Genomic DNA, 21,280 nt, shown 5'->3' on the forward strand with positions numbered 1-21,280 from the left:
AAGATAATATCCCCGCCAAGGATATCAGCCCTTTACCACGATATTGACGAGTTTCTTCGGCACACAGATGACTTTGACAATCTGCTTGCCAGCGGTGAGCGCTTTGGCACGCGGCAGTTCCATGACTGCCCTTTCCATAGACTCACGGTCAAGATCTGGCGATACCATGATCTTGTCGCGAACCTTGCCGTTAATCTGCAGGACAATTTCAATCTCATCCTGTTTCATAGCTGCCTCGTCATACGACGGCCATTTCTGCTGATGGACACTGCCTTCAACGAACAGATGGCTCCAAAGTTCCTCCGTGATATGCGGTGCGAACGGTGCGAGCATCTTCACGAGATTTATTGCCATCTCACGGGCAAGACCTGCATTGAGCTCCTTGTCCTGGAAGCCATAGAACGCGTTGACAAGCTCCATGACCGACGAAATCGCCGTATTAAACATGAAGCGGTCGCGAACATCCTCCGTTACCTTCTTGATGGTGACATGGAGGATGCGGCGCAGTTCCTTTTCGTCCTTCGTCAGCGCCGATACATCATAGCTGTCCTTGCCAGCCTTGATGCTCTCCTCGAAGTGACCGAGGATGCGCCATACGCGGTTGAGGAAGCGGTATGCCCCCTCAACGCCCTGGTCGCTCCACTCTAGGTCGCGGTCAACCGGTGCTGCGAACAGAATGAACAGGCGGGCCGTATCGGCACCGTACTTGCCAATGATTTCCTCCGGCGACACGACATTGCCCTTTGACTTCGACATCTTCGAACCATCTTTGAGGACCATGCCCTGCGTCAACAGATTCTTGAACGGCTCATCGAAATCGACCAGCCCGGCGTCTTTGAGGACCTTCGTGAAGAAGCGCGAATACAGGAGGTGCAGGATGGCATGCTCGATGCCGCCGATGTACTGGTCGACTGGTGCCCAGTAATTAACTTTATCCTTGTCAAACGGAGCTTTATCGTTATGCGGATCCGTATAGCGCAGGAAATACCAAGACGAGCAGATGAACGTATCCATCGTGTCGGTCTCACGCATTGCATCAGCGCCGCATTTCGGGCACTTGCAGTGCAGGAATTTCTCGCTGCTGGCCAGCGGCGATACCGAACCAGCCTCAAAGGATACATCCGTCGGCAACATGACCGGCAGCTGGTCTTCCGGCACGAGGACTTCGCCGCAGTGCGGGCAGTTAATGACCGGAATCGGTGCCCCCCAATAGCGCTGACGCGAAATCAGCCAGTCACGCAGACGGAAGTTGACCTTGCGCTTACCGAATCCCTGCTCCTCGGCATAGTCCATGATAGCCTTGACGGCTTCATGCATATCCATGCCCGTGAACTGTGCCGAATTAACCAAGCGGCCATCTTTTTCGACATAAGCCTCGGTCATTTCCTCGAGCACCAGCTCCTTATCCTTCGGCTGCAACGTCAGGATAATCGGCAGGTCGTATTTTTTCGCAAACATCCAGTCACGGGAGTCACCGGACGGAACGCCCATAACTGCGCCGGTGCCATAGTCAGCGACAACATAGTTCGTAATCCAGAGCTGTGCCTTCTCGCCGTTGAACGGGTTAACGGCATAGAAGCCCGTAAACATGCCCTCTTTTTCCGATTCGCTCGAGGTACGCTCAATATCGGACTGATTGCGGACCTTCTGGCAGAACGCCTTGAGTTCCTCCGCCCTGTCGCTCTTTTCAATCAGTTTTTCAACGAGAGCATTCTCCGGTGCCAGTGCCACGAACGTGATACCATAAGCCGTATCCGGACGCGTCGTATAGACGACGAGTTTCTCATCGAGCTCCGGTACATCCAGCGTAATCTCCAGGCCTTCGCTGCGGCCAATCCAGTTGTCCTGCATCGTCTTGACGCGCTCCGGCCAGCCCTCGAGCTTATCGAGATCCTTTAAGAGCACATCGGCATAATCCGTAATCTTGAGGAACCACTGCGACAGATCTTTCTTCTGGACATCCGAATCGCAGCGCCAGCATTTGCCATCGATGACCTGCTCATTTGCCAGAACCGTACCGCAGGTGTCACACCAGTTGACCGATGCCTTTTTCTTATAAGCCAGTCCCTTTTTGTAGAAAAGCTCAAAAAGCCACTGCGTCCACTTGTAGTATTCCGGCGTACAGGTCAGGACTTCACGATCCCAATCGTAGGAGAGGCCCATCTTCTTCTGCTGCTTCTCCATGTTCTCGATATTGCTGAACGTCCAGTCCGCGGGGCTTACGCCATGCTTGATGGCGGCATTCTCAGCCGGCATACCGAAGGAGTCAAAGCCCATCGGATGAAGGACGTTGAACCCCTCCATCGTCTTGTAGCGGGCCATGACATCGCCGATGGCATAGTTGCGGACATGTCCCATGTGCAGATTGCCCGACGGATACGGGAACATCTCCAAGGCGTAATACTTCGGACGATTCGGGTCAGCCTCTGTCTTGTATACCTGCTCACTTTCCCATTTGTCCTGCCATTTTTTCTCGATCTCCTGCGGTGAATACTTCTCCAAAACGATCTCCTCCTAAAAGATAGAAAAACCCCCGTCTGCAAAATGCAGCCGGGGATTGAAATTCGCGTTTTACAGCTAAAGCCTATTATACCGTAACTATGGGCATAGCGTCAACAGTCAGTTACTCATGTCCATCCATGAGCTCCTTTTGTTTTTCCTGAGCTTCCTGCCATTTACGACGGGCATCGGCATACGACTCACATTCCAACGTAAAGCCCTTCCCTGACACTTCCGATGTATCCGAAACAATCATAAAGGCCTGTGGATCGTAATGATCCACGATAGTCTTGACGCGGCTTACCTGCGTGAGGCGCACGACGATAAAGAGGATGTCTTTGCGTTCCTTGGCAAAGCCGCCTTTCCCTTCGAGATAGGTGACGCCACGATGAACATTTTCCATGATATCCTGGCAAATCTGTTCGGCCGCCGGCGAAACAATGAAAATGGACTTTTCCCGATTAAGGCCAGCCGCCACACGGTTCGTAAGCTCTGCCGTCACATAGATGGATACCAGCGTATAGAGTGCCTCATTGACACTGAACATCCACGCCGATGCCATGACGATAATGAAGTTCAGCACAAACACCACCGTCCCCACATCAAGGGAATAGAACTTCTTAGCTACCGCACCGACAACATCCAAACCACCGGTATTCGCATTGGCACGGAAAATCATTCCAAAGCCAATGCCGGCCAGCACACCACCAAAAATGGCACATAACATGCCATCACCGGTGAGGTTCCAATCCACCATGAAATGCGTAGCGTCAAGGATGATGGACAAAACTGCCGTACCGACAATCGTATCCCAAGCATAGAGCTTGCCAAAAACCCGATACGCCAAATACAAAATCGGCAGATTATACAGGAGGTTCTGGGCACCGACAGGAAGACCTGTCAGATAATACACAATAAGTGCAATACCACTGATGCCGCCTGTCAAAAGATGCGCCGGAATGATGAACAGATTGAATCCCAGGCATACGATAAAACAGCCCAGCACAATCTGCATATACCGTCCCATATGTTTCTTGATAGCAATTTTACTCATACTGCGTTCCCGAATCTTTCCTCATTAATTTCACGCTTCCTTACCCGGCAAAATCATACTACCGTGAAAAAGTCCCTCGACGACTGATCTGCGATGACTTCTACGGTTCCCTTTGCCTCAGCCAGCTCTTCCGTGAGCCGCTCTTTCAATACCTCTACCACCGGAAATTCCGTACCGAAATGTCCTGCATCAATGATGTGCATGCCCTGTTCCACCGCCTGCTGGGCCTCGTGATACTTCACATCGCCAGTGACGTAGACATCAGCTCCCATAAAAGCCGCCTTCTGGATGAACTCAGCACCGCTGCCACTGCAAAGGGCTACCTTACGGACTGGACGCGGACCGGCGTCCACGAGACGCACATGCTCCGTTGGCAGGGCATCACGCACCTGACGGGCAAAATCCTGTACCGTCATAGGGGCGGGCAAACTTCCCATGCGGCCCATGCTGAGCACTGAGCCATCCACATCCTGGCGTTCAATCACAAAGGAGGACAACTTCGACAAGCCAATGGCCTGAGCCAGCACGTCATTGACACCGCCTTCGGCAATGTCCAAGTTGGTATGAGCCGCCACCACAGCAATATCATGCTTAATAAGCTGCTGGAGCCGGTGACCTAAGGGCAGGTCCGTCCGCAGTTTCTTGATACCGCGGAATATCAGGGGATGATGCGCCACAATCATATCGGCCCCTGCCTCAATAGCCTGCTCCACCACCTCATCGCTGACATCGAGGCACACCAGAATTTTATGGATATCCTGATTGAGTGCCCCCACCAGAAGCCCTGGATTATCCCACTCTTCTGCCATTCGCTTCGGTGCAATTGTCTCCAACGCATCCATAACTACCTGACATTTTACCATGTGAGCCGCGCCTCCAATTCTTCCACCTGTTTTTTGATGGCCGCATACTTCTTGCTTTTTACTGCCCGGGCACTGTTCTCCATCCCCGAAAGAATGCGGCGTTGCTGGAACAGCAGTGCCTCAATATGATGTTTGAGCAATGCCGGCTTGTTTTTCCAAAGCATGGGGCCAATCAAAAGGTCCAAGGGCTCCGGGCGCTTCTCGGCACCAGGCTCCGCCTTGATGATTTCATAGATGCGGCCGTCATCCACCGCCAAGGCCTCATCGACAATATGCCATTTGTGTCCATAGAGCCAGGAACGCAGTTCCATAGCCCCATTCATCGGCTGCAATACCAGCGTCGTGAGCTTATCGGTCACGTCCATGGACTGCTCCAAAATCTGGGTCATCAAAATTCCGCCCATGCCGGCAATGCAAACAGTATCCACCTCACCCGGTGCTAAGACCTGTAATCCGTTGCCCAAGCGGACGGAAATCTGGTCTTCGGCAATGCCGTTTTCATGAACCGTGCGCTTGGCCGCCTCATAGGGACCCTGGTTCAAATCTCCGGCCACCACAAAGGTCGCCTTCTCCTCTCGTATCAAGTCAATAGCAAGATAGCCATGATCCGTACCGATATCTGCTGCGCGGCAGCCCTTCGGCACGAAATCTGCCAATGCCTGTAGTCTGTCATCCAGCTGCATAAGAGTCTCCCCTCTTTACGAAAATAAAAAAGGGTGTAACATTTCGTTACACCCTTGTGCTCTCAATGGCTCCTCGAGCAGGATTCGAACCTGCGACAGCCTGATTAACAGTCAGGTGCTCTACCGGCTGAGCTATCGAGGAATAATTATTGAAGCTCGCGCATCAACAGTAACTATTATAGCTGTCTGTCGGATTAATGTCAAGAAAATTTTTAATCCAAGAAATCCTTCAACTTGCGACTGCGGCTTGGGTGGCGCAGTTTGCGCAGTGCCTTCGCCTCAATCTGACGGATTCGCTCACGAGTAACGCCGAAGTTCTGACCAACTTCCTCCAGCGTGCGTGCCCGGCCATCATCCAAACCAAAGCGCAGGCGCAGAACCTTTTCCTCACGCGGCGTCAGGGTATCGAGAACTTCTTCCAGCTGTTCCTTGAGCAGCATGAAGGATGCAGCATCAGCCGGAGCCGGTGCGTCCTGATCCTCGATGAAATCTCCCAAATGGGAATCTTCTTCCTCACCGATTGGGGTTTCAAGGGAAACAGGTTCCTGGGCAATCTTCATGATTTCACGGACCCGCTCCACCGTAATCTCCATCTCTTTGGCAATCTCCTCAGGAGCCGGCTCACGGCCCAGCTGCTGCAGGAGCTGACGGGATACGCGAATGAGCTTGTTAATCGTCTCAACCATATGAACCGGGATACGAATCGTACGGGCCTGATCCGCAATTGCACGGGTAATGGCCTGACGAATCCACCAGGTAGCATAGGTACTGAATTTATAGCCCTTGGTATAGTCGAACTTTTCAACGGCCTTGATAAGACCCAGGTTGCCCTCCTGAATCAAATCCAGGAACAGCATGCCGCGGCCCACATAGCGCTTGGCAATGCTGACTACCAGACGCAGGTTGGCTTCTGCCAGACGTTTCTGGGCTACTTCATCGCCATCCTGCATACGCTTAGCCAGTGCTACTTCTTCTTCCGCCGTCAAAAGAGGTACCCGGCCGATTTCTTTGAGATACATGCGAACCGGATCATCAATGCTGACACCTTCCGGAACAGACAGGTCAATTTCGACCTCTTCGTCTTTATCATCCGGGTCCACATCGTCGTCCTGCTGGTCCCCGCTATTGGAATCATCGATGATTTCAATACCTTTCGTACTGAACATATCATACATATTATCAATCTCGTCCGGCGACAAATCCTGCGTCTGCAGTGCCTCAACGAGTTCACCATATGTTAGCGTCCCACCGTTTTTCTTGCCTTTTGACAAGAGATTGTCCACGATCTCCGAGCTGCGGTTCTTGCTGCCAGCTTCAGCCTGTTTTTTCTTAGCCTCAGCCATTCAGCATCCCCCTTTCCTCACATTCCATACCTGCTACTCTATCCAACTTACAATTCATCCATTTCATTTTTTATTCTCATAACCTCATTCAATTCCTCAACATACGCCATATCCCCAGCCTGCATCATCGCATCGGCCTTGCGGGAATGTTCCATAAAAAGCGTGTAGAGGTACGATTTTCTGAGCACTTTCAGGGAGTCGTTGTAGGCTTCGGTTTCCTCACGTCCACCCAAATCTTCTACCAGTGCCCGGGAGAGTTCTGCCGCCGCGTCCTCACTGAGGTTTTCCGCGGCCGTTACATCATCCGGAGCCTGCCCCTGGCTGCCCAATTCCTGCAGGAACTTCAGGATCTCCCGCTGGACGGGGTCTCCAATCCCTTCAATCGGCAGTACCGAACCCACATGATAGATCAGGGAAACATCTTGCCATACCATGCGGATGACAACGCGCCCAGCCCGCCTGAGCGCATTGTCCTGTTTTTTTACCACCTGTCTGATGGGTACACGTGACGGCATCTCCTCTTGAAATTCCGTCCCACGGGCAAAGTGCTGAAGCTCAGTACGCACGACACCCTCGTCCAGCAATAAGGTCTGCGCAAGCTTCTTTTCATATTCGCTGCGAACCGCAGTTTCGCGGATACCGGCCAAAACCGGCAGCATTTCATGAAGCGCCTTGACCTTGCCCTCCAACGTATCGATATTGTTGTGAGCAAGAACATACTTCAAACGGTATTCCACCAGGGGCAATGCCTTCTTCACCAACTGGCGGAAAGCATCCGCTCCATGCTTGCGAATATATTCATCCGGATCCTTGCCATCTGGCACCACGATAACCTTCACTATGGCTCCCGTGTCCCGCACAATAGAAAGGGCCCGAATCGTTGCTTTTTGACCGGCTTCATCACTGTCGTAACAAAAATATATCTCCGGCGCATAGCGCAGGAGCTTCTTGCAATGCTCCACAGTAAATGCAGTTCCCAGTGATGCCACGACGTTGCGCACGCCAGCACCAAATACAGAAATCGCATCCATGTAGCCTTCTACGACAATGGCATAGCCTGCCTGCTGGATTGCCCGATGGGAGCGATCCAGTCCAAAAAGGAGTTTTCGCTTATTGAATAGTATCGTTTCCGGTGTATTGAGGTATTTCGGCTTGCTGTCATCCAGCACCCGGCCGCCGAATCCGACCACACGCCCGCGCTCATCCGCAATGGGGATAATCACGCGATTGCGAAACCGGTCATAAAGGCCACCGCCGTTATTGCGTTCAGCCGAGAGCCCGCTCGCCAACAAAAATTCCTGCTTTACTCCACGCTTCAAAAAAGCTGTAGACAACTTATCCCAGGCATTTGGGGCATATCCCAACTTAAACTCCTCAATGGTCTCCTTTGAGATGCCACGTCCAGCATAATAAGCGTTGCCAGCCTGTCCATAAGATGTCATCGTCAAACAGTTATGGAAAAAATCACGGGCCATCTCATTGACCTTGCGTAAATCCGTCAGTTCCCGTTCCCGGGCAATTTCCTCCGGTGTACGCTGACGCTCCGGCAGCGGAATCCCCAACTTTTCGGCTTGAAGCTTGATTGCTTCAAAATAAGTGACGTTTTCAATCATCGAAAGGAACTTGAAAACATTTCCCCCAGCATGACAGCCGAAGCAATAGAAAAATCCCTTGTCCGGAACCACAGAAAATGAGGGGGTTTTCTCGTTATGAAAGGGGCAGCAGCCCCAATAACGATTGCCTTTACGCTTCAAGGGAACATAGCTCTGAACCACGTTCAGAATATCAGACTGTGAACGAACCTGTTCCACAAATTCGTCCATTCTCTCGCTGCGCATACTTAGACCCCTCATTGACCAATCAGATACTTTATAATAAGGCACCTGTATACTTTTCGCCATCCATAGAAAAACTCCTGCTTGCCAGCAAAAGTTCTCCAGGGGCCATCGCGTATACAGCCCTTTTTACAATATTTATATTCCTCATAATTTGCCAATATCCTTTTTTCCCCTTGACAAATTTGAAAAATAATATCTCAATGAACCATTAACCCAACCGGCGGCATAAAAATCTCATTGAACAACTGCACCGCATAACTATCGGTAAGGCCAGCTACATAATCGGTAACAATCTTCTGCCGACCCCAGCGTTCTTCCCGACGGACAAATTCCTCCGGTAGTTCATCGAAATGTTCCAAGAACCATTCGTACAGCGCCCGCAATACATAGACTGCCTGACGGCGCTCATGAGCCAGCGTCTCCGAATGATAGATGTGTTCAAACATGAAACTGCGGAAGGTATCCATCGCCTCTTTGACCTCCGCCGAAAGGGAAATGTCGTCCTTATCCATGGAACTTACAATCATATCGGAAACCATGCTCGTAATCATCGCCGAAGTATCCTCCCCCAGCCGTTCATAGACTAGCTTGGGAAGTTCCCCTGGCTGCAGCAGTCTTGCCCGCAAACTGTCATCGTAATCATGACAAAGATAGGCGATGCGGTCAGCGGTGCGCACAATACGCCCTTCCAAAGTTTTCGGCATTACTGGCCCCGTATGGTTCACAATACCATCCTTAACCTCAAAGGTAAGGTTTAGCCCCTGTCCACTGCGTTCCAAAAACTCCACCACCCGAAGACTCTGCTCATTGTGAGCAAAATGACCGGTTAACTTGGCCATGGCCGCCTCACCGGCATGACCAAAGGGTGTGTGCCCCACATCATGGCCCAAGGCAATCGCCTCAGCCAAATCCTCATTGAGGCGCAGGCCCCGGGCAATGGTCCGAGAAATCTGCGAAACCTCCAGGCTATGCGTCATGCGAGTACGATAATGATCTCCCGACACGATATAAACCTGGGTCTTGTGTTTGAGACGCCGGAAAGACTTTGAATGCAAAATCCGGTCGCGGTCTCGTTGAAACTTCGTCCGGAACTGACATTCCTCCATCGGAAATTTCCGACGGGCGTCACGACTTTTGGCAGCATGCGGCGATAAAATATCATATTCCTGCGCTTCCAAACGCTCTCTTACATTCATAGTCAATCCTCCTTTTACAGGGTTTCCTTTTTATATTACACTATTTGACCAAAAAAGTCTTGCTTTTTTGCCATTTTTTGCAAAAGTTTTTTCTTTACGGTAAAATAAAAGAAACAGAAAGCCCCAACGATAAGGAGGTTTCACCATGAGAAAATATGCCAGACTGTTCCTTGCCTCTGGGATTGTCGGCCTTAGCCTAGCAACGCTGCCTCAAGCAGCCGATGCCCGGCAGGTTATCCCCCTAAGCATCACCGACAGCATCATCCAGGGACACGACAAAGCGATTGTAACGGCCGACCACAGCAGCTATAATCCCGACACCGCCCGCTACACCCTGCGGGGAAACGTCACCATCCAATTTGGCAGCCGAACCTTTCGCACCGATGCAGCGAAAATCAGCACCAAAACCCTGCAGCTTTGGACCGAAAACAACACTCAGCTCATGGAAGGAGACCTTCACTTCACCGGCGGTGCCGTTTACGCAGACCTGCAGGCCAATGTGTCCTGGTTCTTCGGGCCAAACTGCAGTCTCGAACGCCCCGGCCTTGCCATCCACTCCGATAACATGGTCTACAACTGGTGCACGCGAATCGCGTCCTTCGACGGCCATGTCCTCTGCATCCAAAAAGGAGAACAACGCACCGCCGGCCATATGGAATACGATTTGGATACTGAAAAAATACGATAACACAAAAGCAGGTCTTCCTCCTGGGAACGACCTGCTTTTCCTTTATAAGGCTAGCACTTTTCTCAATTCTTCTTTGCGTGCTTCGGACGTAAAGGCTGCTGCTACCGCATTCCCCAGCATACGCTTCTCTTCTTCCGGCGTTATGCCAAATTCCCGCTCGATATAACGGAATTCGTCGGCCAGGGTTGTCCCCTCTACAGCCATATCATCGGTGTTGATGGTGACCTTTAACCCGTACTGGAGAAATTGTTTCAGCGGATATTCTGCCTTCATATCCACCACAGTTTTCGTTTGACGATTGCTGGTAGGAGCCATCTCCAGCGTAATTCCCTTTTCCTTGACCAGCTGCATAATGCGGTCGTTACCGGCAATTCGCACGCCGTGTCCTACGCGAAGAGCCCCCATTTCGATGGCACTCTCCACATTTTCCGGGCCACCAGCTTCGCCGCTATGAATCGTAAGCGGAATCCCCGCCTCATGAGCAGCCTGCAAAAGTTCCCGGAACCCCTCATTGGGGAACAGCGCCTCAGCTCCCGCCAAATCGACAGCCACGACACCGCCATCCGCTACCAAATATTTCTTGGCCAGTTCCACTGTCTCCTTATTCTGCGCGGCGTTGTCATCCCCGCGCATGCAGCAGAGAATCAAATTGGCCGGAATCGATGCTTCTTTAAGACCAGCCAGCGCCGCTTGTATGACTTCTTCCTGAGTCAGTCCCCTGAACGTATGCAACTGGGGGGCAAAGCGGATCTCCGCATAGACAACACCGCCTGCTGCCATATTGGCCAGGACCAATTTTACCGCCTCGCGGATTCCTATTTCCGTCTGCATGTATTTTCCCGGCAGTTCAAAGCACTGCAAAAATTCATTGAGGCTCTGACAATTCTCCGACACCGTAATGAGTTTTTCCAGTTCGGCATCCGTTGCCACCGGCAGCTCCAGCTGCTGGATTTCCGCCAATTTCTTGAGGATTTCCACTGTAATCGAACCATCCAGATGTGCATGGAGATCGATGTATTTTGAAACAAATTTCCCGTTCATAATAGTCCTCCCTTTTTATAGAAAAACTCCCCCGAAAACACGGGGGAGTTTTGAATAATCCCAAAAGAAATTACAGTACCACCTTCGAGAAATCCGCTACGCGTTTTACCAGCGCATCGATGGATTTCAACAAGCCAAGGCGATTGTTCTTGACTTTCTCGTCCTTGTCCATGACCATGACACCTTCAAAGAAAGCATCAATCGGAGCCGAAAGCTCCGTCAGGGCATCAATAGCACCTGTATAATCACGGCCAGCTACAAGGCTGTCAAGAGAACTTGCCGTAGCGGTGTATACCTGATAGAGGTTCTTCTCTTCGTCCGTGGTAAAGAGAGCCTCATCAATTGCTGCCGACTCAGATTTTTTCGCCAGATTAGCAGCGCGGACAAACGCCTGGATATTGGCTACAGCTGCATTGCTGGCAACAAATTTGGCTACTGCCTCAGCACGCAGGCTGACCGCATAGAGGTCATCGACATTCTCGAGTACAGCATCAACAACATCATAGCGAACGTCTTCCAGAACGTTCTTGAGACGCAGGCGCATGAAGTCAGCCACATCCTGCTGCATCTTCGTACGAACAGTCTCGTCCTTGATATCATAGAGATCCATAGCCTTAGCTACGACCTTGGAAAGGCTCAGCGTGTATTTCGCCTCGATCATCATATGCACAAGGCCAAGAGCCTGACGGCGCAGGGCAAACGGGTCCTGGGAGCCCGTCGGGATCTTGCCACGGCTGAAAGTACCCACAATCGTGTCGATCTTGTCAGCCAGCGAAACGATGCGGCCAGCCTCGCTCTGGGGCTGGTTGTCCCCAGCGAAGCGCGGCATGTAGTGCTCATCGATAGCGATGGCAACCTTCTCGCACTCGCCATCGAGCTTGGCATACTCGCGGCCCATGATGCCCTGGAGCTCCGTGAACTCCTGGACCATGCCCGTCACCAGATCAGCCTTGCAGAGTTCAGCTGCCCGTTTGGCATGTTTATGGGCTTTCTCATCAGCACCGAGCTCATCGGCGATGAACTCAGCCAGCTCCATGAGGCGCTCGGACTTCTCGTACATCGTGCCAAGGCCCTGCTGGAACACGACCGTCTTGAGCTTCTCGCGGTGCTCCTCGAGGCTCTTCTTGCGGTCTTCATCGAAGAAGAACTGTGCATCTTCGAGGCGGGCGCGCAACACGCGCTCGTTGCCGTGCTGGACGGTCTCAAGATGCTCCTTGCCGCCATTGCGGACCGTGATGAAGAGCGGCAGCAGGCTGCCGTCAGCGGCCTTGACCGGGAAGTAGCGCTGATGATCGCGCATCGGCGTGATCACTGCCTCAGCCGGCAGTTTGAGATACTTGTCCTCGAACTTGCCGCAGAGCGCCGTCGGATACTCAACGAGATACAGAACCTCTTCCAAGAGGTCTTCCGTGATTTCCGCCGTGCCGCCGTTAGCCTTGGCAACTTCTTCGATCTGCTGGCGGATCAGCGCCTTGCGCTTGTCCTGGTCGACGAGGATGAAGTTCTCCTCGCAGGCCTTTTCGTAGCTGTCAGCATCCGCAATCTCAAAATCTCCCTGGGACAGGAAGCGGTGACCACGAGACGTGCGGCCCGATTTGACCTCAGCCACCTCGAAGGGAATGACTTCATCATCCAGCAGAGCCACGATCCAGCGCAGCGGACGGATGAACTTGAAATCAAGGTCCGCCCAGCGCATGTTGTTCGGGAAGGACAGGCCGCAGATGAGATCTTTCAAGAGATCCTGCAGCAGCTCAGCCGTAGCTTTGCCTTCCTCATGAACCATCGCATAGACATAGCCGTCTTTTTCGACCAGGTCTTTCGGGTCAACGCCCTGGCCGCGGGCAAAGCCCTGTGCTGCCTTGGACGGATTGCCATCAGCATCAAAGGCAATCTGGACCGATGGGCCGCGGTTCTCACTGGAAATATCTTCCTGCTTATCTGCCAAATCTTTTACCAGAAGTGCCGTACGACGCGGCGTACCAATCGTACGAACGCTGCCAAAGGCAATGCGGTTCTCTTGGAATGCTTTTTCGGCATTCTCTTTCAGCTGGGCAAGGATGCCCGGCATGACGTGGGCCGGAACTTCTTCCGTGCCGATTTCGAGTAATAAATCCTTGCTCATGCTTACTTCTCCCCTCTATGCAACATCGGATAGCCAAGCTCCTCGCGCTGTTTCAGATAGCACTCAGCGCAAAGACGGGCCAGCTTGCGGACGCGGCCAATGAAGGCCGTGCGCTGTGATACGGAGATAGCACCGCGCGCATCGAGCAGGTTAAACGTATGCGAGCACTTGAGCACGTAGTCATAAGCCGGATGGACATAGCCCTCGGCGATGACGCGGACAGCCTCAGCCTCATATTTATCAAAGAGCTCGAACAAGAGCTTCTCATCGGAAAGGTCAAAGGCATAAGCCGACTGCTCATACTCATTCTGATGGAAGACATCGCCATAGGTGTAGTCATCCGTCCACTGGATGTCGTAAACGTTCTCGACGCCCTGGATATACATGGCCAGACGCTCCAGGCCATACGTGATCTCCGAAGCTACCGGCTTGATGTCCTGGCTGCCGACCTGCTGGAAATACGTGAACTGCGTGATCTCCATGCCGTCGAGCCAGACCTCCCAGCCCAGTCCCCAAGCACCTAACGTCGGGGATTCCCAGTTATCCTCAACGAAACGGATATCGTGTTTCTTCGGGTCAATGCCGAGACGCTCCAAGCTCTCCAGATAGAGCTCCTGGATGTTATCCGGCGACGGTTTCATGATGACCTGGAACTGATGGTGCTGATACAGGCGGTTCGGGTTATCGCCATAGCGGCCATCTGCCGGACGGCGCGACGGCTCGACATAGGCAACATGCCACGGCTCCGGCCCAAGTACGCGCAGGAACGTGGACGGATTCATCGTGCCGGCGCCCTTCTCGACATCATAGGGCTCGGCCAGGATGCAGCCCTGTTCCGACCAGAATTTCTGCAGGGCCAGGATGATTTCCTGAAATTTCATGGGAACAACTCCTCTTCTAATAAATCTGCTACGGAAACGCAAAAAGTCCCGCCCCCGTAACGTTATCGTTACAGGGACGAGACTTGAATTTCAATATCCCGCGGTTCCACCCTGATTGGTTTTCCTATAGAAAACCCACCTCAAAGTATTGGGTTCTGCTCCAAAGTGCCTTTCGTCTCGTTGACGGCCTTACACCATCGCCGCCTCGCTAAAGATGAGACTACTCCTCTTTATCATTGCTGACTACGAGTTTAACAAAAACGCGGACAAATGTCAACTCAACGAACCAGTTTTATGCCCGGGATAATTTTCTCCTCCAGCTGCTTGCCGATGCCATCCTCTTTTTCCTTAGGGTAAGCAATGGCCACCAGCCAGGATTCCTCGTTGTCGTATAGATAGATGACCTTCATGACCTCATCTTCGCCACGCATTTTGCAGTTCACCGTCGTGACCATTGCCTGGCGGCCATCGATAGTCCTTTCGGCAGAACTTGTCGCCACATTTGTCATCTTGGCCGCTTTGCTCATGGACTGAACGTAAGAATCGGTCAAAGCCTTCCCCATATCGCCATAGAATTTCTGTGCCTTCTCCCCCGCCAGGGCCCCATATTTCTTTTCGATGGCCTCGGTGTTCATGGTATTGACCACTACCTCCACCATATGGATATCTTCGCCAGTGGGGCATTCCATATAGCTCTGCCCCTTGCGCAAAAATTCCTTGAACTGGGGATTTAAGGGAATTTCCTTTGACTGGCTCCCTAGGGAAACGGGAAGTTCCAGCTCCATGGTATATACCTCTCCCTTGGCACTAGTGGCTTGCAGCGGTTTATCGCCAAAGCATCCCACCGACAGCAAAAGACTCAAAAACAAAACGGCCAGCAAGGGAATCATTTTTTTCTTCATCATAACACCTCAAAGGAAAAGCCTTCCCAACTGGAGAAGGCCTTTGTTATAACCGCAATTAACCTAACGCCTGGATAAAAGCCAGGGACTTTAAGGGACGCCCCAACAGGGACTGCAAATAATTGAGCAGGATTTGCTCCGCCTGAACCAGCAGCCGAGAACTTATCGTAAGGGATTCTCCTTCCTGCCAGTTAAAATCCCGCAAACTCAAGATAAAGCGCCGCAAATCATCGGGAAAGGGAACCGTGCCTGCCTCCCGGCACTCTTCGCAGAGAATGCCTCCCGCTGACTGCGAAAAAAACGCATCCCCCGTTATGGCTCTGCCACAATGGACACAGTGTTCATAATGGAGCTGCATACCAGTGAATTCCAGCAGCTGGTAAACAGCAGCAGCTGCCGTCACGCGCGGATTGCGTATTTCAAACGCCCCCAAGATAAGCAGCAACTGTTCAAACATCTGCGCTTCCGGCTGCCCCTCGGGCAGAAATTCCCGCAAAAACTCCGCCACAAAACTTCCATAGGACATTACCGTCAAATCTTCGCTGAGTTTCCGGTAATGCTGTTTGAAGGTACATTGCTTCACCGTATCGACCCGTTGGCCCTCAGCCAGCTGCAAGTCAAGGTGCGAAAACATCTGCATGCCTCCCGCCAGGGCACTGCGCGGCCGGCGGCAGCCAAAGGCGGCTGCCCGTACCAAACCTCGTTCCCGGGTGAAAAAGGTCATCATCTTGTCCGCCTCGCCCCAGTTCTTCGCCCCCAGGACTACCGCTTCCGTCTGATAAAGGGCCATTATTTTACTTCCTTCTTCGCAAGTTCCTGCGCAGCTTCCGGCGAAATATTCCCGACCGGATTTTCCTGCGGGCTCTTATTGCTCAACCGCTTCGGCATAACCGCCCCCGCCGTCAGCATGTACTGCAGTGCCGACTCACTGCTGATATCCAGATAAATAACATCCTTCTTGAGCACAAAGAGATTCGTCCCCGACGTCATATTGAGGCTCCAGGGCACAAAGACACAGACGTAATCGTCCCCTAACTGCTCCTTGAGCATTGGCGGCACATCGGCCATGATGAACCCCAACGCCTTCGACTGATGATAAGGCACCAGCACCACATGGTCAAACATGTTATTTGACTCAAACACTGCCGTGGAAAGATGCTTGACACTGTTGTAGATAAATTTAACGACGGGAATCTTTCCGAGCAGCTTCTCACCCAGATGGATAAGCCGGCGGGTAGCCCAATAGGACGACGCCCAACCGGTCAGATAGATGAAGGCCAGCAGCGTGATAATCCCCATGCCAGGGAAATAAAACGGCAGATGTTTTCCGAGTACCCCTTCCGTAAAATGAAGCGTCTCCTCAATGACAAAAAAGGTAATGGCCACCGGAACCAACAGAATGAGGCCATTGATAAAGCGCCGGGAAATCCGGCCGGAAATACTGCTGCTATTTTTCTTTCCTTCGTTTTCACTCATCGCTCGTCACCAAATCCAAAATTACGCAAAATCCCATCCCGGTCACGCCAATCTTTGCGCACCTTGACCCAAAGATCCAAGAACACCCGCGATCCCAAGAGATTCTGGATATCCGTCCGAGCCAACGCTCCGATTTCACGAAGCATAGAGCCCTTCGCCCCGATGATGATTCCCTTTTGCGAATCACGCTCGACATAAATCGTTGCTCGGATATAGACATCCTCATTCGGACGCGTAGTCATCTCGTCCACATCCACCGCAATAGCATGGGGAATCTCATCTCGCGTGAGATGCAAAGCCTTCTCACGAATCAATTCCGCCACAATCAGGCGCTCCGGCTGATCCGTAATCATATCCTCCGGATAATATTGGGGACCTTCCGGCAGATACCCCTTTACCTCATCAAGCAAGCCGTCGAGATTCATCTTTTCCATCGCCGAGATTGGCACAACACCAGCAAAGGAATACTTGCTGGTGTAATGAGCAATAATCGGCAAAGCCTGCTCGCGGTCAATCAAATCAATCTTATTGACCACGAGAATAACCGGGCGCTTCGTCGCCTGCAGGCGCTCCAAGATATACATCTCTCCCGGCCCCAGTTTCTGGGTGGCATCCACTACAAAGAGAATAGCATCGACTTCCTTTAAAGTACCCTCAGCAGCCTTTACCATATACTCGCCGAGCTTATGCTTCGGTTTATGGATGCCCGGCGTATCCAGGAACACAATCTGGGCATCCGGCTCCGTCAGCACACACATAATGCGATTGCGGGTAGTCTGGGGCTTATCGCTCATGATAGCGATTTTCTGGCCAATAAGGGTATTGACCAGCGTGGATTTTCCCACATTCGGCCGGCCAATTACCGCAATGAAACCAGATTTATGTTTTCCCTGCTTCGCCATAGCTGGCTGCTGGGGGTCCGCCTTTGGTGCCTTCTTCGCCCCATCATCGTCCCGGGAGATGCCCAGCTGCTCCATCACATAGCGCTGTTCTTCCTCCATCTCCAGCCGATCGGCCTCTTCCATGTGGTCATAGCCCAACAGATGCAGCATGCCATGGACCGTCAGGAAAGCCATCTCCCGGCGGACACTGTGCCCAAAATCAGCCGCCTGTTCTTCCGCCCGTTCCACCGAGATAATCAAATCCCCCAGCACATCCACTTCGGGTTCACCTTCGATTTCCGGCTCTTCGCTCTCGTTGAGGGCAAAGGACAATACATCTGTCGGCCGGTCGATGCCCCGATACTGTTTATTGAGCGTGTGAATATACTCATTATTGGTCAAGGTGACACTAACCTCACCATTTTCCACATCGTACAGCTTGCCCACCATTTCGGCAGCAGCCTTGACGTTATCGATATACTCCTGGGGAAACGTAAGCTCCTCCGGATAATTGCTAATGATTACTTCCATTCCTTATGCCTTTCCCTGTCTCTCTGCCTCAGCCTTGGCCTTGGCCTTTTTCTTCTTGGCTTCCCAATCGCCATAGGCTTCCACAATGCGGGTAACCACCTCATGACGAATGACATCCATGGGCGCCATTCGAACAATGCCGACGCCCTTTACGCCCTTCAATACTTCCGATGCTTCCCGAAGTCCCGAGGTCACCCCCCGAGGCAAATCAACCTGCCCCAGGTCACCGGTAACTACCATTCGGGAACCGAAACCCAAACGCGTCAAAAACATCTTCATCTGCTTATCCGTCGTGTTCTGGGCCTCGTCGAGAATGATAAACGCATCCTCGAGCGTACGGCCGCGCATATAAGCCAGCGGCGCAATCTCGATGATGCCCTTGGCCATAAACTTCTGATAGGTGTCCTGACCTAAGATATCCTGCAGGGCATCGTAAAGCGGTCGCAAATAAGGGTCTACTTTATCCTGCAAATCGCCGGGCAAAAAGCCCAAGCGCTCGCCAGCTTCCACTGCCGGACGGGTCAGGATAATCTTGTTTACTTCCTTATTGCGTAGCGCAGCCACTGCCATGACAACCGCCAAATAGGTTTTACCTGTACCAGCCGGCCCGATGCCAAAGGTTATGGAATTACGGCGAATCGTATCGAGATAAAGCCGCTGGCCGAGGGTCTTGGGGCGGACATGACGGCCCCGGGACGTCACGAGAATCGTATCACCAAACAAGGTGTGGAGGGCTTCCCCCTTGCCGCCCTTCACAAGACCGATGCCATAACGCACTTCATGCATCGTAATCGTCGTTCCCTGACGGTAGAGATACTGCAACTCCGTGAGCACCTTAGCTGCCGGTTCCACCATGCAGGCCTCACCGAGTATCTCGATGCGGTCGCCACGGCTTATAAACTGGCAATCAAAATTATCCCGCATTGCCTGCAGGAACTCATCGCGCTCACCCAAAAGGGAATACGCTTCTTTATGGTCTTGGAAAACAATCTGCTTTTCTAATGCCTGCTGCAAAGAATCTGTTCACCTGCTTCTCTCTTATCGAATAAACAATAAATACAGTCCCATTGTACCACATATCCAGCCCGCAACCAAAATACTACCCAAAGAAAAAAGCCTGCACCTCCGACAGAAGATGCAGACACGTGAAAAGCCGCGAGAGTGACCACGCCCTCACGGCCTATACCATTACACTAGCTGATTTCTTCTTATCTGTCATGGCAGGCATAATCGCTCACTATGTCTGCAAGTTTTCCACTGCTTTCTTTGCGTAACATGCCGCCAGTCTGCATTTGACAAGTCAATCTTTGACCGGTCAAGTTTGACTTGTCAAATTCTGCACTCTAGCTTGCTAGTATTTCTTGCAGAAGTTCTTGGGCGCCGGCTTCGCTGGGGTCATTAGTGCCCAGTTCGCCACGGAAGGCACGGGCGAGGATGGATTTTTTGAGGACACCGATGGTGGCTAGGGCTTTTTCGCAAGCAGTGACCGTGGATTGTTCGCGGGAGAGCAGGTTATCCAGCAGACGGACAATTTCTTGTTGCTCTGAAAATGTCGGTAATTTTACTTTGATTTTTTTTATATTTGCTATAGAAAGTTTCCCCAATGTAGCTGATGCAATCCTTGTTTTTATTTCAACTTGAACAAACTCAGATGCTATATATTTCGCCAAATAATTACTATCACATTCCAAATCCGTAAGTTTCACTGCATTTTCTGTAAGATTAGCACCATCAAATTCAGCAGGTATTACTCCGCAATCACCGATACACGCTCCAACATTCGTTATGTACACATCTCCAACATTGACTGTATATTTTTTTATATATGGTAAAACATCATCGGGAACAAACATTATATTATCAGATATTACCGTTCCCTGTTTCAAATTACCTGCCTTTATATATGGATGTCCAGTATTTTCAACAGTTAAACTCATTCCTTTAGGAACACGTTTCCCCCCCTTAACTTGCGCAATATCTTCAATATATACATCTTGCCAGCCGGCATCACTCACACTATTTTCCCTTCTCCACTTCTCCGTCAACTTGCCTGTGAAAGCCTGATGAAGAATAGCGGCACGGCGCAGGTCGGCTCCATCGAGAACTTCCTGTATTTTTTTCTTGGCTTCGTCCAGCTTGGCGAAAAGGGATTCAATACATCTTACTATTCGATTTTGCTCGTTCAATGTCGGAAATGGAATAGGTAACTCCGTTATATAATTAGCTCTGATATTATTTATATTTACACCAACAGCCAAATTACGAATTTTATTTCGGTATAATTCACTTTGAAAATAATAATCTATAAAACAAGCATTCGTTTTTCCATTTGGTCTAACCAGCATAAGAAATGCACCAAAAGCCACATTAGAGTAATTTGCAAATGAAATCCCAGCTCTACCAATAACTTTTTTACTTCCTGTCGATGCTACAATAACAATATCATTTTCTTTTATAAGCTGTTCTTCATTTACCAATTCTGAAGATACATAGACATTATCTGCATCAACATCAATATCAATATATCCTTCACCTATATTTCCTCCACGCATAATAAGACAATCATTCTCTTTTTTTATCGAATGTGCGTCCGCTTTCTTATATGAAACACCCCTATACAGTGAGGCTACAGTTCCCAGTCTCACCCAGCACCAATTCTCCGGCACCTTATATGGCTGTTCCTCGACTGGCACCAGTGCCGCTTGCAATTTTTCTTCTATTGTCAGTTGCTTCTTTGCCATCTACTGTGTGCCTTTCCTAGTTGTTTTGCATATAACTAATTTATATTTTTATTCCTACAGTTCTCATCATGTCGTACAAATTAACATATTTTACACCAACCTGTTGGCATATATCTGGAATTTTCACCTTCGTTGTCCCTTTCCCCGGCATTTTCTCTTGTGTTACTACCGTCGCATTCAAAGCCTTCCCAGTTGCAATAAGCCAAAGGTCAGCTCTTGATAGAAACCATTCCTTTGCCGCATCGTTATATTGCGCATTTTTCATGATCAGGTTAGCTATATTTTGATAGTATTGAAGGACTGTTCCATCCTGTTTAGCTTGGATAACATACGCTCTGCCTGCATCATCCGCAGATTTCTTTATGTTTTCACCAAACCATTCTGTTAAATCATCCTTGCCATCAGCTATTTCATCAGCAACAGCATCTATAACTTTCACCTTACCAGTCTTAAACATCCCTAATAATGTTAACCAAAAGGAAGGGACTATATCATAAGCATAAAATGTATTTTTTGCTGTAATAAACGTGTTCGTATCCAT

At 50.9% G+C, this 21,280-nt stretch carries 18 protein-coding genes, 1 tRNA gene and 1 pseudogene; 1 reads left to right on the top strand and 19 read right to left on the bottom strand.

The features are described 5' to 3' along the window. Window positions 1-24: 24 nt before the first annotated feature. The 8 genes from leuS to BLQ36_RS01275 all read right to left on the bottom strand — a co-directional run bounded on the left by leuS (window position 25) and on the right by BLQ36_RS01275 (window position 9,476). Window positions 25-2,502, bottom strand: coding sequence for a leucine--tRNA ligase (gene leuS / locus BLQ36_RS01240; protein WP_074513602.1), 2,478 nt, complete (start codon window positions 2,500-2,502; stop codon window positions 25-27). Between the two features lie 121 nt (window positions 2,503-2,623). Next, entirely contained in the window at window positions 2,624-3,553 is a 930-nt protein-coding gene (locus BLQ36_RS01245) for a YitT family protein (RefSeq protein WP_074513603.1), read from the bottom strand. Between the two features lie 53 nt (window positions 3,554-3,606). Continuing rightward, on the bottom strand, window positions 3,607-4,416 hold the full coding sequence (locus BLQ36_RS01250) for a Nif3-like dinuclear metal center hexameric protein (RefSeq protein WP_074513604.1): 810 nt from the start codon (window positions 4,414-4,416) through the stop codon (window positions 3,607-3,609). Further along, window positions 4,410-5,099 carry a tRNA (adenine(22)-N(1))-methyltransferase gene (locus BLQ36_RS01255; RefSeq protein ID WP_074513605.1) on the bottom strand — a complete coding sequence of 230 codons (690 nt, stop codon included), beginning with the start codon at window positions 5,097-5,099 and terminating at the stop codon, window positions 4,410-4,412. The genes BLQ36_RS01250 and BLQ36_RS01255 overlap by 7 nt, the downstream gene beginning before the upstream one ends. 66 nt (window positions 5,100-5,165) lie before the next feature. Next, window positions 5,166-5,241, bottom strand: a tRNA-Asn gene (locus BLQ36_RS01260). Between the two features lie 70 nt (window positions 5,242-5,311). Next, window positions 5,312-6,442 carry an RNA polymerase sigma factor RpoD gene (rpoD, locus tag BLQ36_RS01265; protein ID WP_074513606.1) on the bottom strand — a complete coding sequence of 377 codons (1,131 nt, stop codon included), beginning with the start codon at window positions 6,440-6,442 and terminating at the stop codon, window positions 5,312-5,314. Between the two features lie 47 nt (window positions 6,443-6,489). Next, window positions 6,490-8,280 carry a DNA primase gene (gene dnaG / locus BLQ36_RS01270; protein ID WP_074513607.1) on the bottom strand — a complete coding sequence of 597 codons (1,791 nt, stop codon included), beginning with the start codon at window positions 8,278-8,280 and terminating at the stop codon, window positions 6,490-6,492. Between the two features lie 197 nt (window positions 8,281-8,477). Beyond that, on the bottom strand, window positions 8,478-9,476 hold the full coding sequence (locus BLQ36_RS01275; RefSeq protein ID WP_074513608.1) for a deoxyguanosinetriphosphate triphosphohydrolase: 999 nt from the start codon (window positions 9,474-9,476) through the stop codon (window positions 8,478-8,480). Between the two features lie 145 nt (window positions 9,477-9,621). Between BLQ36_RS01275 and BLQ36_RS01280 the strand changes: the two genes are divergently transcribed. Then, window positions 9,622-10,164 carry an LptA/OstA family protein gene (locus BLQ36_RS01280; protein ID WP_074513609.1) on the top strand — a complete coding sequence of 181 codons (543 nt, stop codon included), beginning with the start codon at window positions 9,622-9,624 and terminating at the stop codon, window positions 10,162-10,164. Between the two features lie 42 nt (window positions 10,165-10,206). Here BLQ36_RS01280 and add read toward each other — a convergent pair whose 3' ends face one another. The 11 genes and pseudogenes from add to BLQ36_RS01335 form a co-directional block, all read right to left on the bottom strand. Beyond that, entirely contained in the window at window positions 10,207-11,205 is a 999-nt protein-coding gene (gene add, locus BLQ36_RS01285) for an adenosine deaminase (protein WP_074513610.1), read from the bottom strand. A 70-nt stretch (window positions 11,206-11,275) separates the two neighbouring features. Continuing rightward, window positions 11,276-13,327: a glycine--tRNA ligase subunit beta gene (gene glyS / locus BLQ36_RS01290; RefSeq protein ID WP_074513611.1), complete on the bottom strand. Its 2,052-nt coding sequence runs from the start codon at window positions 13,325-13,327 to the stop codon at window positions 11,276-11,278. A 2-nt stretch (window positions 13,328-13,329) separates the two neighbouring features. Further along, the gene (gene glyQ, locus BLQ36_RS01295) at window positions 13,330-14,208 is read right to left on the bottom strand and encodes a glycine--tRNA ligase subunit alpha (protein ID WP_033170319.1); all 879 of its coding nucleotides are present in this window, start codon (window positions 14,206-14,208) and stop codon (window positions 13,330-13,332) included. A gap of 278 nt (window positions 14,209-14,486) precedes the next feature. Beyond that, window positions 14,487-15,113 carry a hypothetical protein gene (locus BLQ36_RS01300; protein ID WP_143558644.1) on the bottom strand — a complete coding sequence of 209 codons (627 nt, stop codon included), beginning with the start codon at window positions 15,111-15,113 and terminating at the stop codon, window positions 14,487-14,489. Window positions 15,114-15,168: 55 nt separating this feature from the next. Continuing rightward, on the bottom strand, window positions 15,169-15,900 hold the full coding sequence (gene recO, locus BLQ36_RS01305) for a DNA repair protein RecO (RefSeq protein ID WP_074513613.1): 732 nt from the start codon (window positions 15,898-15,900) through the stop codon (window positions 15,169-15,171). After that, window positions 15,900-16,586, bottom strand: a complete 687-nt coding sequence (locus BLQ36_RS01310; RefSeq protein ID WP_074513614.1) for a DUF502 domain-containing protein — start codon at window positions 16,584-16,586, stop codon at window positions 15,900-15,902. Before BLQ36_RS01310 ends, recO begins: the two co-directional genes overlap by 1 nt. Further along, window positions 16,583-17,488 (bottom strand): GTPase Era, encoded by a 906-nt coding sequence (era, locus tag BLQ36_RS13505; protein ID WP_074513676.1) that lies wholly within the window; start codon window positions 17,486-17,488, stop codon window positions 16,583-16,585. The genes BLQ36_RS01310 and era overlap by 4 nt, the downstream gene beginning before the upstream one ends. Window positions 17,489-17,536: 48 nt before the next feature. Continuing rightward, a pseudogene (gene ybeY / locus BLQ36_RS13510) lies at window positions 17,537-17,998 on the bottom strand (rRNA maturation RNase YbeY); the annotation flags it as partial. A gap of 3 nt (window positions 17,999-18,001) precedes the next feature. Further along, the gene (locus BLQ36_RS01325; protein ID WP_074513615.1) at window positions 18,002-19,012 is read right to left on the bottom strand and encodes a PhoH family protein; all 1,011 of its coding nucleotides are present in this window, start codon (window positions 19,010-19,012) and stop codon (window positions 18,002-18,004) included. 329 nt (window positions 19,013-19,341) lie between these two features. Next, complete coding sequence (locus BLQ36_RS01330; protein WP_074513616.1) at window positions 19,342-20,739, bottom strand: restriction endonuclease subunit S; 1,398 nt, start codon at window positions 20,737-20,739, stop codon at window positions 19,342-19,344. 40 nt (window positions 20,740-20,779) lie between these two features. Then, on the bottom strand, window positions 20,780-21,280 hold the full coding sequence (locus tag BLQ36_RS01335) for a DUF4411 family protein (RefSeq protein ID WP_180364816.1): 501 nt from the start codon (window positions 21,278-21,280) through the stop codon (window positions 20,780-20,782).

This window comes from Selenomonas sp. WCT3, assembly GCA_900100835.1.
Taxonomy (GTDB): Bacteria; Bacillota; Negativicutes; order Selenomonadales; family Selenomonadaceae; genus Selenomonas_A; species Selenomonas_A ruminantium_E.